Here is a 13,052-nt window from a genome sequence, read left to right as displayed (position 1 = left end):
ATCAGAGGTAGCCGAGGTGGAGGCGGCGGCTGAGGTAATCGTCGCCCTCCATCTCGCGCTTGGTGTCGACGTCGCCGGAGGCGAGATCCTCGTAGACGAAGCGGGTCTGGATGCCGCCCTTGCGCGCGCTGGCGATCAGCCGGCTGCGATAGCCCTCGAGCAGCGCCAGCACGCGGGCGTCGAGGCGCTGGACCTCGTTGAAGCGGGCGCGGTGCAGCCCGTAATTGCGCAGGGTCTTCACCTGATCGGCCTCGCGCCGCTCCGCCTGCTCGCGCAGGCGCTGCGCCTCCTCGATGCGCTGGCGCTGCCGGCCCTCCAGCAGGGTGCGGTAGCGCTTGCGCAGGGTGAGCCGCAGCCGGTCGAGGCGGTGGCGCTCCTCCTGGAACTCCGGCACCGGATCGTGGAACACGATCGCCCAGGCGAGTCCGATCGCGTAGACGAAGACGTTCATGATCAGCGCGAGGCCGTAGATCGAGACCGTGCTGGCACCCTGCTCGCCCAGAGCCTCGGCCCGGGCGATCGCCTCGGCCACGAGGTAGGAGCGGCTGAACACGATCGCGGTCCCGCCGATCGCGAGGAGCAGCAGGCCCAGCCCGAGGAAGCGGACGCTCTCCGCCTTGAGGCGCCCGGTGACGTTGTCGCCGAAGCGCTCGCTCCACTGGCGCACCACCTGGCCGATCAGGTGGCTGGAAAAGGCGAGCCCGAAGGCGATCAAGGTGACGCTGATCGTCGCGAAGGCCGGCGTCAGGAACTCGATCTTGAGGAAGGCCTGCAGGTTGACCGGGTACTCGGCCAGCACGAACAGCGCGAGCACGAAATAGTAGGTCCCCGGCCGCCAGAGCTGCGCGTCGCGCCCGTGATCGGCGCGCTTGCGCTCGTACTCCGTGCGCAGCCGCTCGATCTCGGTGATCAGGTCGCGGATCTCCTTGCGCTGGAAGAAGCCCGCCCGCTCGGTGCTGAGATGGACCTGCTTGCCCTGCTCGATCCGGTCGCGCTCGGCCTCGATCAGGAAGCCCTCGTTGCCCGACGGCAGGCGCTCCTCGGCATAGGCGCGCCGGACCTCGGCGAGCGCCGATTGCCGCGCGGAGGCGACGTGCTGCTGATACCAGGCGCGCATCGCGGTGGTGAGCAGCGCCGGGCTCTCGGCGCTCGCCCCGTGCGGGGCCGAGAGCGAGAGCACCGGCTGCATCGCCTCGGCCGCGAGCGCGGCGTCGAGCGTCCGGGCGAGCGGGCTCTCGCTGCCGAGATCGAGGGCTTGGTACTCGGCGAGACTCATCGCTCAAGCTTCTCCACGAGGACGCGCTGCGCTCTCAGGTCGATCAGGATCTTCGCGTCGTTGGGCACCGGCACCGCGACGCGCGCCGGCGGATCCGGCACCGCGACCGGCACCGGCGGCGCCCCCGGCGGGATCGAGACCGGCCGGCCGATATCCTCGAAGACGCTGCCCTCGACGGTGAGCTTGCTCGGCGCGGCGGGCAGCCGAACGGTCTGCGTCGGCCCGAACGGGGGCACCGGCAGTTGCGGCACGCTCACCACGGGGGCCGTCTCGACCGGCGTGAGGATCGTCGCGGGCAGGCCGGCGGCATCGCGCTGGCAGGTCAGGCGCTCGTCCGGGTTCGCGTTCAGGCAGACGATGTCGCGCTGGCGCGACATCCACACCGCGATCGCCTCGACCTTGCGGGCGAACAGGAACTCGACCCGCCGGTTCTGCCCCAGCCCCGCTTCGGTGGTGTTGGGCGCCAGCGGCAGCCACTCGCCGAAGCCCGTCTGCCAGATATGGGCCTGCGGGACCTTCCGGGCCCGGAGGGCGACGGCGACGCTGTGGGCCCGGCGCACCGAGAGCCGATAATTGTGGTCGTCGCTGCCGCGGCTGTCGGTGTGGCCGGCCACAACCAGAGCGGTATCGCTCGCATCGCCCCGCAGGACGTCGGCGACGCAGTCGAGGATCGCCTGCGCCTCGGGCCGGACGGCGTCGGAATCGGTGTCGAAGAAGACGCGCTGGTCGATCACCACCCGATCGACGGGAATCGCCACCGGAATCGTCGACGGAAGGTCCGGCGGCTCGATCCGATAGGTGGACAGGCGCGGCGCCGAGCCGAACCGCTCCTGCGAGAGCCGCTTCAGGCGCTGAACCCGGTCGTCGTGCTCGAGGCCGACGGTCTCGTACCACTTCAGGATGCGCACCGGCCCGGGCTTCGGCGGAGCGGTCTGCGCCTGTGAGGCGGCCGGCAAGGGAGTGGCGGCCAGGATGAGGGCGCACCACACCACATCGTCGATTGCCGACCGACCTCTCATCACGCGTTGCCCCGGACGCCACATTCTGGGGCATCTAAATCTGAGGTTAATTATCCGTCAACGAATGGCTGATAATTTACCTGAGGTTTAGTCACGGCGCGGGCGATGTGTTGCCGGAATGCCATCCCGACCGTGCCGCGCATCCGGCCGGGCAGAACGCGAGCCCGGGAGCACGCCGTTCCGAACGCGAACGAGGCCGGCCCCGTCCGAGACCGGCCTCGCGCAGTGTGGGTCGGCGGCGCCGCGGCCCGCGAGGGCCGCAGCGTCCGGGCCGCCTCAGCCCGCCTTGGCGAGGGAGATCGCCACGAAGCGGGTCACGCCCTTGCTGCTCTTGACCCGCATCAGGACCGCCTTGCGGCCCGCCGATTCCGCGGAGCGGATCTGGGCCGCGACCTCGGAGGGCTTGGTGACGCTCTGGCCGGCGACGTCGAGGATGACGTCGCCCTGCTCGATGCCCTTGGCCGCGGCCGGACCCTCCGGGTCGACCTCGACCACCGCGACGCCCTGGTCGGACAAGCCGACCTCGGCCGCCGGGGCGAGGCTGAGGCCGAGCCGCGGCTGGCCGTTCGCCCCCTCGCTGTCGCGGGTCGCGACCTTGCCGGTGTCGGTCGGCAGGGCGCCAAGCGTGATCGTCGCGGTGTCGGACTTGCCGCCGCGGAGATAGGCCACCTCGACCTTGGCGCCCGGCTTCAGGCCGGCGATCTTGCGGGACAGCTCCTTGGCGTCGCTGATCGCGGTGCCGTTGACCGACTCGATCACGTCGCCCGACTTGATCCCGGCCTTGGCCGCCGGGGTGCCGTCCTCGGCATGATCGACGAGGGCGCCCTTGGGCTTGTCGAGGCCCAGACCCTCGGCGATGTCCTGCGTCACCGGCTGGACCTGGACGCCGAGATAGCCGCGGGCGACCTTGCCGTCGGTGCGCAGCTGCTCGACCACGGCCTGGACCGTCTCGGCGGGGATCGCGAAGGCGAGGCCGACGCTGCCGCCCGACGGCGAGGCGATCGCGGTGTTCACGCCCACCACCTCGCCGTTGACGTTGAAGGTCGGGCCGCCCGAATTGCCCTTGTTGATCGGCGCGTCGATCTGCAGGAAATCGTCGTAGGGGCCGGCGCCGATGTCGCGGCCGCGGGCCGAGACGATGCCGGCCGTCACCGTGCCGCCGAGGCCGAACGGGTTGCCGATCGCCACCACCCAGTCGCCGACGCGGGGCGCGCCCTTGCCGAACTGCACGTAGGGGTAGCTGCCGCCGTCCTTGATCTTCAGCAGCGCGATGTCGGTCTTCGAATCCTTGCCGATGACCTTGGCGTCGAGGGTGCGGCCGTCGTCGAGGGTGACCTGCACGCTCTTGGCGTGGTCCACGACGTGGTTGTTCGTCACCACGTAGCCGTCGGCTGAGATGATGAAGCCGGAGCCGACCGCGCCGCGCTGGCCCTGGCGCTGCTGCGGCATGCCGGGGCCGCCATTCTGGCCGCCGTTCGGTCCGCCGTTCTGGCCGAAGCGCTTGAAGAACTCGCGCAGCTGCGGCGGCACGTTCTGGAGGCCGCGACCGCCCTGCCCCGGGCCGTCGTCGTCGTCCATGCTGGCCGTGTCGTCGAGCTTCACCTTCACCGAGACCACGCCGGGCTTCACTTTGTCGACGATGTTGGCGAAGGATCCCGGCGGATGCTCGGGGGCCTCGATCGGGGTCTTGGGCAGGGCCTGGGCGTAGGCGGGGGTGGCGGAGGGCAGGTAGCCGCTGCCGAGGGCGCCGCCCGCGATCAGGGAGGCGGCGGCGACCGAGGCGAGGGCGCGGCGGCTATAGGCGTGGGGCTGGGGCATCGGGGTCTCCGGTGGAACATCGGCGCCGGGAAGCGGCATGGGACTGTCCTAGAGATCCGCCGCTGACCCGCCGGTGTCCGGCGGATTACGGTTTCGTCAGGTTGGCGGTCCCGGCCCTCGCCTCCCGGCCCCGCCTCCGTCATAGGACCCCGATCCGCGGCCCCAGCGCCGTTCCGCGCATTTCGAGGCCGATCGATGCCGTGGCTGATCCTGCTCGTCGCCGGCCTGCTCGAGACCGGCTGGGCGATCGGGCTGAAATACACCGCGGGCTTCACCCGCCTCGTGCCCTCGGTGCTGACGCTCGCGGCGATGGGCGCCAGCGTCGTCCTGCTGGCGATGGCGCTCCGCACGCTGCCGGTCGGCACCGGCTACGCGGTCTGGACCGGGATCGGCGCGGTCGGCACCGCGATCCTCGGCATGGTCCTGTTCGACGAGCCCGCCACCGCCGCGCGCCTCGCCTGCATCGGGCTGATCGTCGCCGGGATCGCCGGGCTGAAGCTGGTGTCGTGAGGCGGCCCGGACGGCGCCCCCGCCGGTTCCGCCTCCGCGGGGCGGCGCGGCGGCCCCCGCTCACTCCGCCCGGCCGACCGCCGGCAGCGGCCGCAGCCCCGAGCGCCAGCCGAGGTCGAGGATCAACCCCGAGGGGAGGCTGGCGACGAGGGGCGCGGTCGGCAGGCCGGCGGCGTTGAGGAGGCGCGCCGTCCAGTGGTTGCAGACGTTGCGGTACGAGAAGCGCCCGCCACCGGCGTAGAACAGGCTCGGCCCGTACAGGCCGGGCCCTTCGTCCACCGGCTGGCCGCCCTCCAGGCGGAAGCTCCGGTCGAGCCGCGCCAGGAGGCGCGCGAGGCCGGCCTCGGAGACGCGGATGGGCACGATCTCGGCCTGCGGGAAGGCGGCGCGCAGGTCCACCGGCAGCCCGACCACCTGCACCACCCCCGGGCGCCCGCCCGGCGTGAACAGGGCACGGAGCCCCAATCCCAGGTCGACGTCGGCGAGCGTGGGCGTCGCCCGGTAGAACGCGGCGTCGCCCCAGCCGAACTCGATCTGCGGATAGGCGCGGAAGCGCTCGGCGACGTTCCGCAGGGCCGCCCCGGCGCCCGGTCCGCCCAGCGCCTCGCGCGGCAGCACGAGGCCGGAATGCCAGCCGTGGCTGACGAGGTGGATCACCCGCCCCTCCCCCGCCGCGGGCGGATAGAGGGCCGGATCGCCCGGCAGCGCCGTGGTCGCGACCGCGAGCCCCAGGATGGCGAGCAGCCCGGCCGCGATCGCGGCGAGGCGGCCCGGAACCCGGCGACCGGGAGCGCTCAGGCTTCGAGCCGGGTGAGCGCCTCGGTGATCTTGGCGAGCCGCGCCGCCTCCGCCTCGCGCCGCTCGCGATTCTCCTCGATGATCTCCTCGGGGGCGCGGGCGACGAAATCGGCGTTGGCGAGCTTGCCGTCGATCTTGGCGATCTCGCCCTCGGCCTTGCCCGCCTCCTTGCGCAGGCGCGCGACCTCGGCCGCCAGATCGACGATGCCCTCGAGCGGCAGGGCCGCGACGCTGCCGCGCACGAGGAGCTGCACGGCATTGCGCGGCGCGGCCTCCGCGAAGCTGATCTCCGACAGGCGGGCGAGCCGCACCAGCGTGTCGCGCCACGCCGCGATGCGGGCCTGCGCCGTCGCGTCCGCGCCGACGACGACGAGCGGGATCTGCGCGCCCGCCGGGACATTGGTCTCGGAGCGGGCCGAGCGGATCTCGGAGACGAGATCCACCACGAAGCCCACCTCGGCCTCGGCCTGCGCGTCGGCGAGCTGCCCGAGATCCGGCCAGGAACTCAGCGCCAGCAGGCCGCGCCCGGGGATCTCCGCGCCCTTGATCCCCCACAGCTCCTCGGTGAGGAACGGCATGAACGGGTGCAGGAGCTTGGCTATCTGGTCGATCAGGAAGGCGACCGCCCCCTGCGTCTCGGCGCGCGCGGCCGGATCGACGCCCTCGCCCTGCAGCACGGGCTTGGCGAGCTCGAGATACCAGTCGCAGAAGATGTTCCAGACGAAGCGGTAGGCGGCGGTGGCGGCGTCGTTGAAGCGGTAGGCTTCGAGCGCCTCCGTGACCTCGGCGACCGCGCGGGCGGCCTCGCCGAGGGCCCAGCGGTTGACCGGCTCCACCACCGACTCCGCCCGGAAGGCGGGATCGAGACGGCAGCCGTTGAGCTCGGCGAAGCGGGCGGCGTTCCAGAGCTTCGTCGCGAAGTTGCGCGAGCCCTCGACGCGGTTGACCGCGAGCTTGATGTCCCGCCCCTGCGCCGCCATCGCCGCCAGGGTGAAGCGGAGGGCGTCCGCGCCGTACTGGTCGATCAGCCCGAGGGGATCGACGACGTTGCCCTTCGACTTCGACATCTTGGCGCCCGAGGCGTCCCGCACCAGCGTGTGCAGGTAGACCGTCTCGAAGGGCGCGCGGTCAGTGAGGTGGAGGCCCATCATCATCATCCGGGCGACCCAGAAGAAGATGATGTCCTTGCCCGTCACCAGGGTGTTGGTGGGGTAGTAGCGGGCGAGCTCGGGCGTGGCGTCGGGCCAGCCCAGGGTCGAGAACGGCCACAGCGCCGAGGAGAACCACGTGTCGAGGACGTCCTCGTCGCGCCGGAGCGGGACCTCGCGGCCGCGGGCCTCGGCGGCCTGCGCCCGCGCGCCGGCCTCGTCGTGCGCCACGTAGATGCCGCCCTCGTCGTCGTACCAGACCGGAATCTGATGGCCCCACCAGAGCTGGCGCGAGATGCACCACGGCTCGATGTTCTCCAGCCACTGGAAGAAGGTCTTCTCGTAGGTCTCGGGCACGAAGCGAGTCTGGCCGTCGCGCACGGCCTGCAGCGCGCGCTCGGCCAGGGGCTTGACGTTGACGTACCACTGGTCGGTGAGGAAGGGCTCGATCACCGCGTTCGAGCGGTCGCCGTGCGGAACCGCGTGGGAGTTCGGCTCGATCAGGCGCAGGCGCCCGCGCTCTTCCATCAGGGCGACGACGCGCTCGCGCGCCTTGAAGCGGTCGAGCCCGTGCAGGGCCAGCGCCTCGGGCTCGGGCGCGGCGCCCGCCAGGAAGGCGGCGTTGCCCGCGAGCAGGATCCGCGCCTCGCCGTCGAGGATGTTGATCGGCGCGCAGCCGTGGCGCCGGCCGACCTCGAAGTCGTTGAAATCGTGGGCCGGGGTGATCTTGACCGCGCCGGTGCCCTTCTCCGGGTCCGAGTACTCGTCCGCGACGATCGGGATCAGGCGCCCGACGAGGGGCAGGCGCACGAACCGGCCGACGAGGTCGGTGTAGCGGGCATCCTCGGGATGGACCGCGACCGCCGTGTCGCCGAGCATCGTCTCGGGCCGCGTCGTCGCCACGGTGATGACCGCCCCGGTCTCGGCGCCGTCGGCGTCGACCACCGGGTAGTCGAAGTGCCAGAGATGGCCCTTCACCTCGACCTGCAGCACCTCGAGGTCCGAGATCGCGGTCTGGAACTTCGGGTCCCAGTTCACGAGGCGCTTGTCGCGGTAGATCAGGCCCTGCGCGTGCAGGTCCACGAAGGTCTTGAGGACGGCCTTCGACAGGCCCTCGTCCATGGTGAAGCGCTCGCGCGACCAGTCGCAGGAGGCGCCGAGCCGCTTCAGCTGCTCGACGATGGCGCCGCCGGATTCCGTCTTCCAGGCCCAGACCGTCTCGACGAAGGCCTCGCGGCCGAGCTCGCGCCGCCCGGGCTCGCCGGCCTCGGCGAGGCGGCGCTCGACGACCATCTGGGTGGCGATGCCGGCGTGATCCATGCCCGGCTGCCAGAGCACGTCGCGCCCGCGCATGCGCTCGAAGCGGCAGAGAATGTCCTGCAGGGTGTTGTTGAGCGCGTGCCCCATGTGCAGCGAGCCCGTCACGTTCGGCGGCGGGATCATGATGCAGTAGGGCTCGGCGCCGGCGCGCTCCGGCCGGCCGGCACGGAAGGCCTGGGCGTCGTCCCAGGCGGTCCGGATGCGCGCCTCGACGGAGGCGGGGTCGAAGGTCTTGTCCATCATGGGGCGTACGGGCCGATCGCGGGCGTCTACCGAGGAGTCGCCCGCTTTCAACCTGTCGGGCGGCGTCCGTCAACACGGGCCGCCCGCATCCCGGCCAAGCGTCCTGACCAAGCACCCCGGCGGAGCGCCCCGTCAGCCCCCCGGCCAAGCGTCCCGTCAGCGTCCGCGCGAGACCCGCTCGATCTCGGCGCGCACCAGCCGCTCGACCATCACCGGCAGGTTGTCGTCGAGCCAGGCCTTGAGCATCGGCCGCAGCATGTCGGCGACGAGGTCGTCGAGGGTGCGGGCGTTGCGCGACAGCACGGTGTGGGCGAGCGCATTGAAGGCGCTGTTGACGCTGGCGTCGGTCGAGGCCGAGGTCAGCGGCTCGTGCGTCGTCAGCGGCTCGTGCATCGGCATCGGCTCCGGCGCGCGCTGGACCGGCGGCGGAGGCGGCGGAGGCGGCGGGGGAAGCTCGGGCTCCGGCTCGGGGTCCGGCTCGATGCTGATCGCGTCGAAATCGATGGTGTCGAGGTCGAGCGGCACGGGCTCGGGCGCAGCGCGCGCGGGTTCCTCGAAATCGGCGGGCTCGCCGAAATCCGCGAGGTCGAGAACGTCGTCGGGCTCCGGCGGCGGCGGTGGCGGCGGGGGTGCCTTCTTGGGCGCCTCCGCGGGTTTGGCGGCCTGATCGTCGGCGATGATCCTGCGAATCGACGCGAGGATCTCCTCCATCGAAGGCTCGTGCGCCTTCTCTCCCGTCATGTCCGCGATCTTGGGGCTGGCTGCACTCATTCGGACGGCGCTCGGGACGGTCACTGTGGCGCCGACCTGTGTCGGGCCGGCGTCAGTATTTCACGCATTCCGGGTGGGACAAGCGCGTCCCGAGCACAGTTCCGCTGGAAATCGCGTCTGTCCCCGATCGTCAGCGGCCGTCCGGACTGCGGACGCCGAACCAGAGATCCTTGACCTGATCGTAATGCGTCTTGGCCGAGTAGAGCGCCACCGGGACGGCGGTGTAGCGGGCGGTGAGACGGCCGATCGCCTGAACCACGCCGTAGGAAAAGATCACCCGGTCGCGCTGGGCGGTGATCAGGTTGACGCGCGAGCTCAGCAGCTCCTGCTGCGCGTTCAGCACGTCCAGGGTGGTGCGCTGGCCGACCCGGGCCTCCTCGCGCACGCCGTTCAGCGCCACCTCGTTGGCCTGGACCTGGGCCTGCGCGGCGATGACCTGGGCCTTGGCCGCCTCGAGCCGGCCCCAGAGATCGACGATCTGGGCCCGCACCGTGTCGCGGGTGGTCTCGGCCTGGATCCGGAGCGCGTCGACGTTCTCCTTGGCCTGCCGGATCTGCGCGTATTCCTGGCCGCCCTGGTAGAGCGGGATGGTGATGCGCCCGACGATCGACGCGTTGACGCCGTTGTCGCCCGGAAGCGTCTGGTCGTAGCTCTGCTGCACGGTGCCCTGGAGCGCCACCGAGGGGTAGAGCGCGCTTTCCAGAACCTTCACCTGGGCCTGCGCGGCATCGACGGAGTGGAGCGCCGACAGGATCTGCGGATGCTCCTGCAGGCCGATGGCGACGGCGGCGTCGAGATTGCCCGGCACGTAGCGATCCAGCGGGCGGCCGGGCGCGAGCTGCCGGGGCTCGACGCCGACCACCTGCCGGTAGGTGCCGATGCTGGTGCGCAGGGCCGATTCCGCGGTGCTCACCTGCGAGCGGGCGAGCGCGAGGCGGGCCTCGGCCTGGGCGACGTCGGTGCGGGTGACCTCGCCGACGTTGAAGCGGTCCCGCGTCTGGCGCAGCTGCTCTTCCAGGACCTCGACGTTGTTGCGGTTCAGCTCGAGGTTCGCCGTGTTGCTCAGAACGTTCATGTAGGCCTGGGCGGCGCTGTACAGGACGTTCATCTCGATGGCGCGCAGGGTCTCGCGCTGGCCGTAGACCGTCGATTCGGCCGAGCGGACCCGGTTGTCGGTCTGGAAGCCGTTGAAGATGTTCTGGCTGACGGTCAGGCCGGCGTTGACCGGGTTGGTGTTCAATCCCCGGACGTTCACCCCCTGCAGCCGGCCCTGGAAGTAGCTCGACCCGGCGGTGACGTTGATCGCCGCCGTCGGACGGTAGCCCGACTGCGCGATCGCCACGTTCTCGTCCTGCACCCGGGTCTGGGCGCGGGTGGAGTTCAGCTGCGGGTTTCCGCCATAGGCCTTGGCGAGGGCGCTCTCCAGCGTCTCCGCGGCGGCCGGTCCGGCGAGGGCCAGCCCCGCCGAGAGCCCGGCGGTGACCGCGAGCCCGGCCAGCCGGAACGCAGAACGCGTCTCAGGTGTGCGTCTTCTCACGTCGATCAGCCCTTGCGGTTTCTCGATTGGTCGGACAGCCGTCTTGCGACGGCCCCGGCACGCCACGACGCACCCATCCGATCAAGCCCGCCCTGGCTCGACCTTAGCCGAAACGTTGCCGTTTCGGACGTCCGACCTGGGCTCGATTCATCGAATCCTGTGCGGGTGGCGCATAAAGGCGACAGTCCGGCCCCCGCCGGAGGGGCGCGGCAGCAGGTCCGGGGCGGCACGAACCGCTCCCGCCCTGCTTGTATGGGTGTGCAGATCACTCGGCTCTGGATTGCCGGGGCGCCCGGTGGCGTCCCGGACCGGAGGGCCGTCCCGGGTCTGCCGTTGCGCCCTGCCCGGACCGGCCTCCGTACCCGGCGGAACGCGCCCTAGAACGCGAAGCCGGGTGCGGCGGCGAAGGCGGAGAGGCCGGGCAGCGCCGCGTCGAACAGCGGGCGGGCTCCGAAGGCGTCGCCCGCCCGGACATAGACCGTGGTCTTCGCCGCCCGGTCCTGACCGAGCACGCAGACGAGGCGGCCGCCATCGGCGAGCTGGTCGAGGAGAGCCTGCGGGCGCAGCTCGACCCGCCCGTTGATCAGGATCGCGTCGAAGGGCGCGCGGTCGGGGCAGCCGCGTTCGAGCGGACCCTCGACGACCTCCGCCCGGTCCTCAAGGCGGGTCCGGGCCTCCGCGGCCAGCGCGGGCACCGACTCGAGCGCCGTGACGCGGGCGCCGAGCCGGGCCATCAGGGCCGCCGCGTAGCCGTAGCCGGTGCCGACGTCGAGAACGCGGTCGCCGGGCTTGAGGACGAGCGCCTGGATCATGCGCGCCAGCACCATCGGGGCCGCCATCGCGCGCACGTCGTCGGGCGTGCCGCCGATCCGCAGGCTCTGGTCGATATACGCGAAGGCCTCCCGCCCCGGCGGAACGAAGCGCTCGCGCGGGACGCTGTCGAAGGCGTCGAGGACGGCGTTGTCGTTCACGTCGAAGGTCCGCAGCTGGCAATCGACCATGAGGCGGCGTGCCTGTGCGTAATCGAGCATGGGATCGTCTTTCCTCGCCCTGGATCCGCAGGCCGGGCATTCCGGCCCGGCGGCCAAGGCGCAGCTTCCGGGACACCGGGCTTTTCCCGGATCGGCCGGCGAAACGCAAGGTTCGGGCGAGGGCGCGCGCACGGACGCGCACCGGTCCTTGGCCGTGAGGGCGCGCGCCTCGTGCGCTCCACCCCCCGCGCGTGCCGCGATCCCGGCGGCAACGCGCCGCCCTTCAATCGGCCTCGCCTGTCTCGACCGCCCGTAGCGCTCGGGCCCGCGCTCGGCATACGGTCGGCCTCGGCCCGAAGGGCCGCAAGAACACGACTCACGGGATGGAACGCATGACCAAGCCACGCAGGGGAGCGGCCCTTTGGGCCGGCCTCGTCACAGCCGGAGCGCTCGCCGGAACGGCCGTTCTCGCCGGGCCCGCCGCCGCCGGCGAGATCTCCGACGGGGCCGTCCGGATCGGCATCCTCAACGACCAGTCCGGCGTCTATGCCGAGTTCGGCGGCCGCTCCTCCATCGAGGCGGCCCGCATGGCGGTCGAGGATTTCGGCGGGACCGTGAACGGCGCGCCGATCGAGATCGTCTCCGCCGACCACCAGAACAAGCCCGACATCGCCTCCGGCATCGCGCGCCAATGGTACGACCGCGACAAGGTCGATGCGATCATGGAGCTGACGACCTCCTCGGTGGCGCTCGCCGTTCAGGGCCTCTCGAAGGAGAAGAAGAAGATCACGATCACCACCGGGGCCGCCACCAGCGACCTCACGGGCAAGCTCTGCACGCCCTACGGCTACCACTGGGCCTACGACACCCGCGCGCTGGCGGTGGGGACCGGCGGCGCCCTGGTGCAGCAGGGCGGCAACACCTGGTTCATGCTGACGGCCGACTACGCCTTCGGCCATTCCCTCGAGGCCGAGGTCACCCGCTACGTCACCTCGAAGGGCGGCAAGATCGTCGGCAGCGTGCGACACCCGCTGGCGGCGCAGGATTATTCCTCGTTCCTGCTCCAGGCGCAGGGTTCCGGCGCCAAGGTGATCGGCCTCGCCAATGCCGGCCTCGATACGGCGAACGCGATCAAGCAATCGGCCGAGTACGGCATCGTCGAGGGCGGCCAGCGCCTCGCCGCCCTGCTCTTCACCCTGGCCGAGGTGCACGGCCTCGGCCTGAAGGTGGCGCAGGGCCTGACGCTGACGGAGGGCTGGTACTGGGATCTCAACGACGAGACCCGGGCCTTCGGCCAGCGCTTCATGAAGCGCACCGGCAAGATGCCCAACATGATCCACACCGGCACCTACTCCGCGGTCCTGCAATATCTCAAGGCGGTCAAGGCGGCGGGCACCGACGAGACCGACGCCGTCAACGACAAGCTGCATTCCCTGCCGGTGGACGACATCTTCGCCCGCGGCGGCAAGGTGCTGCCGAACGGGCGCATGGTCCACGACATGTACCTCTTCGAGGTGAAGAAGCCCGCCGATTCGAAGGGCGAGTGGGACCTCTACAAGCTGCTCGCGACGATCCCGGGGGCCGATGCCTATGCCAAGCCCGAGGAGAGCGGCTGCCCGCTGATCGCCTCGCGCTGACGCG

The 13,052-nt window shown here is 71.5% G+C and carries 10 protein-coding genes; 2 read left to right on the top strand and 8 right to left on the bottom strand.

The features are described from left to right. Position 1: 1 nt before the first annotated feature. The 3 genes from ACS5RC_RS20070 to ACS5RC_RS20060 form a co-directional block, all read right to left on the bottom strand. Positions 2 to 1,276: a hypothetical protein gene (locus tag ACS5RC_RS20070; protein WP_478345669.1), complete on the bottom strand. Its 1,275-nt coding sequence runs from the start codon at positions 1,274 to 1,276 to the stop codon at positions 2 to 4. Beyond that, positions 1,273 to 2,184, bottom strand: a complete 912-nt coding sequence (locus tag ACS5RC_RS20065) for an OmpA family protein (protein ID WP_478345668.1) — start codon at positions 2,182 to 2,184, stop codon at positions 1,273 to 1,275. The genes ACS5RC_RS20070 and ACS5RC_RS20065 overlap by 4 nt, the downstream gene beginning before the upstream one ends. 387 nt (positions 2,185 to 2,571) lie before the next feature. Beyond that, on the bottom strand, positions 2,572 to 4,113 hold the full coding sequence (locus tag ACS5RC_RS20060) for a Do family serine endopeptidase (protein WP_478345667.1): 1,542 nt from the start codon (positions 4,111 to 4,113) through the stop codon (positions 2,572 to 2,574). 195 nt (positions 4,114 to 4,308) lie between these two features. Here ACS5RC_RS20060 and sugE point away from each other — a divergent pair, with 195 nt between their 5' ends. Next, the gene (gene sugE, locus ACS5RC_RS20055; protein WP_478345666.1) at positions 4,309 to 4,623 is read left to right on the top strand and encodes a quaternary ammonium compound efflux SMR transporter SugE; all 315 of its coding nucleotides are present in this window, start codon (positions 4,309 to 4,311) and stop codon (positions 4,621 to 4,623) included. A 60-nt stretch (positions 4,624 to 4,683) separates the two neighbouring features. Here the strand turns inward: sugE and ACS5RC_RS20050 are convergent, their stop codons facing one another. The 5 genes from ACS5RC_RS20050 to ACS5RC_RS20030 form a co-directional block, all read right to left on the bottom strand. Further along, positions 4,684 to 5,421 carry a DUF2459 domain-containing protein gene (locus ACS5RC_RS20050; protein WP_478345700.1) on the bottom strand — a complete coding sequence of 246 codons (738 nt, stop codon included), beginning with the start codon at positions 5,419 to 5,421 and terminating at the stop codon, positions 4,684 to 4,686. Next, positions 5,418 to 8,132 carry a valine--tRNA ligase gene (locus ACS5RC_RS20045; protein WP_478345665.1) on the bottom strand — a complete coding sequence of 905 codons (2,715 nt, stop codon included), beginning with the start codon at positions 8,130 to 8,132 and terminating at the stop codon, positions 5,418 to 5,420. Before ACS5RC_RS20045 ends, ACS5RC_RS20050 begins: the two co-directional genes overlap by 4 nt. A gap of 156 nt (positions 8,133 to 8,288) precedes the next feature. Then, positions 8,289 to 8,903 (bottom strand): PopZ family protein, encoded by a 615-nt coding sequence (locus ACS5RC_RS20040; protein WP_478345664.1) that lies wholly within the window; start codon positions 8,901 to 8,903, stop codon positions 8,289 to 8,291. A gap of 130 nt (positions 8,904 to 9,033) precedes the next feature. Further along, positions 9,034 to 10,440, bottom strand: coding sequence for a TolC family outer membrane protein (locus ACS5RC_RS20035; RefSeq protein WP_478345663.1), 1,407 nt, complete (start codon positions 10,438 to 10,440; stop codon positions 9,034 to 9,036). Positions 10,441 to 10,817: 377 nt separating this feature from the next. Then, positions 10,818 to 11,471, bottom strand: a complete 654-nt coding sequence (locus tag ACS5RC_RS20030) for a protein-L-isoaspartate O-methyltransferase family protein (RefSeq protein WP_478345662.1) — start codon at positions 11,469 to 11,471, stop codon at positions 10,818 to 10,820. A 332-nt stretch (positions 11,472 to 11,803) separates the two neighbouring features. Here ACS5RC_RS20030 and ACS5RC_RS20025 point away from each other — a divergent pair, with 332 nt between their 5' ends. After that, the gene (locus ACS5RC_RS20025) at positions 11,804 to 13,048 is read left to right on the top strand and encodes an ABC transporter substrate-binding protein (protein ID WP_478345661.1); all 1,245 of its coding nucleotides are present in this window, start codon (positions 11,804 to 11,806) and stop codon (positions 13,046 to 13,048) included. The last annotated feature ends 4 nt before the right edge of the window (positions 13,049 to 13,052 follow it).

This window comes from Methylobacterium sp. HJ2 (genome assembly GCF_056431005.1).
The sequence above is the reverse complement of the archived record's forward strand: the minus strand, read 5'-3'. Positions and strand labels throughout refer to the sequence as shown.

Bases quoted from the DNA above. Each gene is read 5' to 3' on its own strand.
- ACS5RC_RS20070 (WP_478345669.1), bottom strand. From the start codon at position 1,276: ATGAGTCTCGCCGAGTACCAAGCCCTCGATCTCGGCAGCGAGAGCCCG.
- ACS5RC_RS20060 (WP_478345667.1), bottom strand. From the start codon at position 4,113: ATGCCCCAGCCCCACGCCTATAGCCGCCGCGCCCTCGCCTCGGTCGCC.
- sugE (WP_478345666.1), top strand. From the start codon at position 4,309: ATGCCGTGGCTGATCCTGCTCGTCGCCGGCCTGCTCGAGACCGGCTGG.
- ACS5RC_RS20045 (WP_478345665.1), bottom strand. From the start codon at position 8,132: ATGATGGACAAGACCTTCGACCCCGCCTCCGTCGAGGCGCGCATCCGG.
- ACS5RC_RS20040 (WP_478345664.1), bottom strand. From the start codon at position 8,903: ATGAGTGCAGCCAGCCCCAAGATCGCGGACATGACGGGAGAGAAGGCG.
- ACS5RC_RS20030 (WP_478345662.1), bottom strand. From the start codon at position 11,471: ATGCTCGATTACGCACAGGCACGCCGCCTCATGGTCGATTGCCAGCTG.
- ACS5RC_RS20025 (WP_478345661.1), top strand. From the start codon at position 11,804: ATGACCAAGCCACGCAGGGGAGCGGCCCTTTGGGCCGGCCTCGTCACA.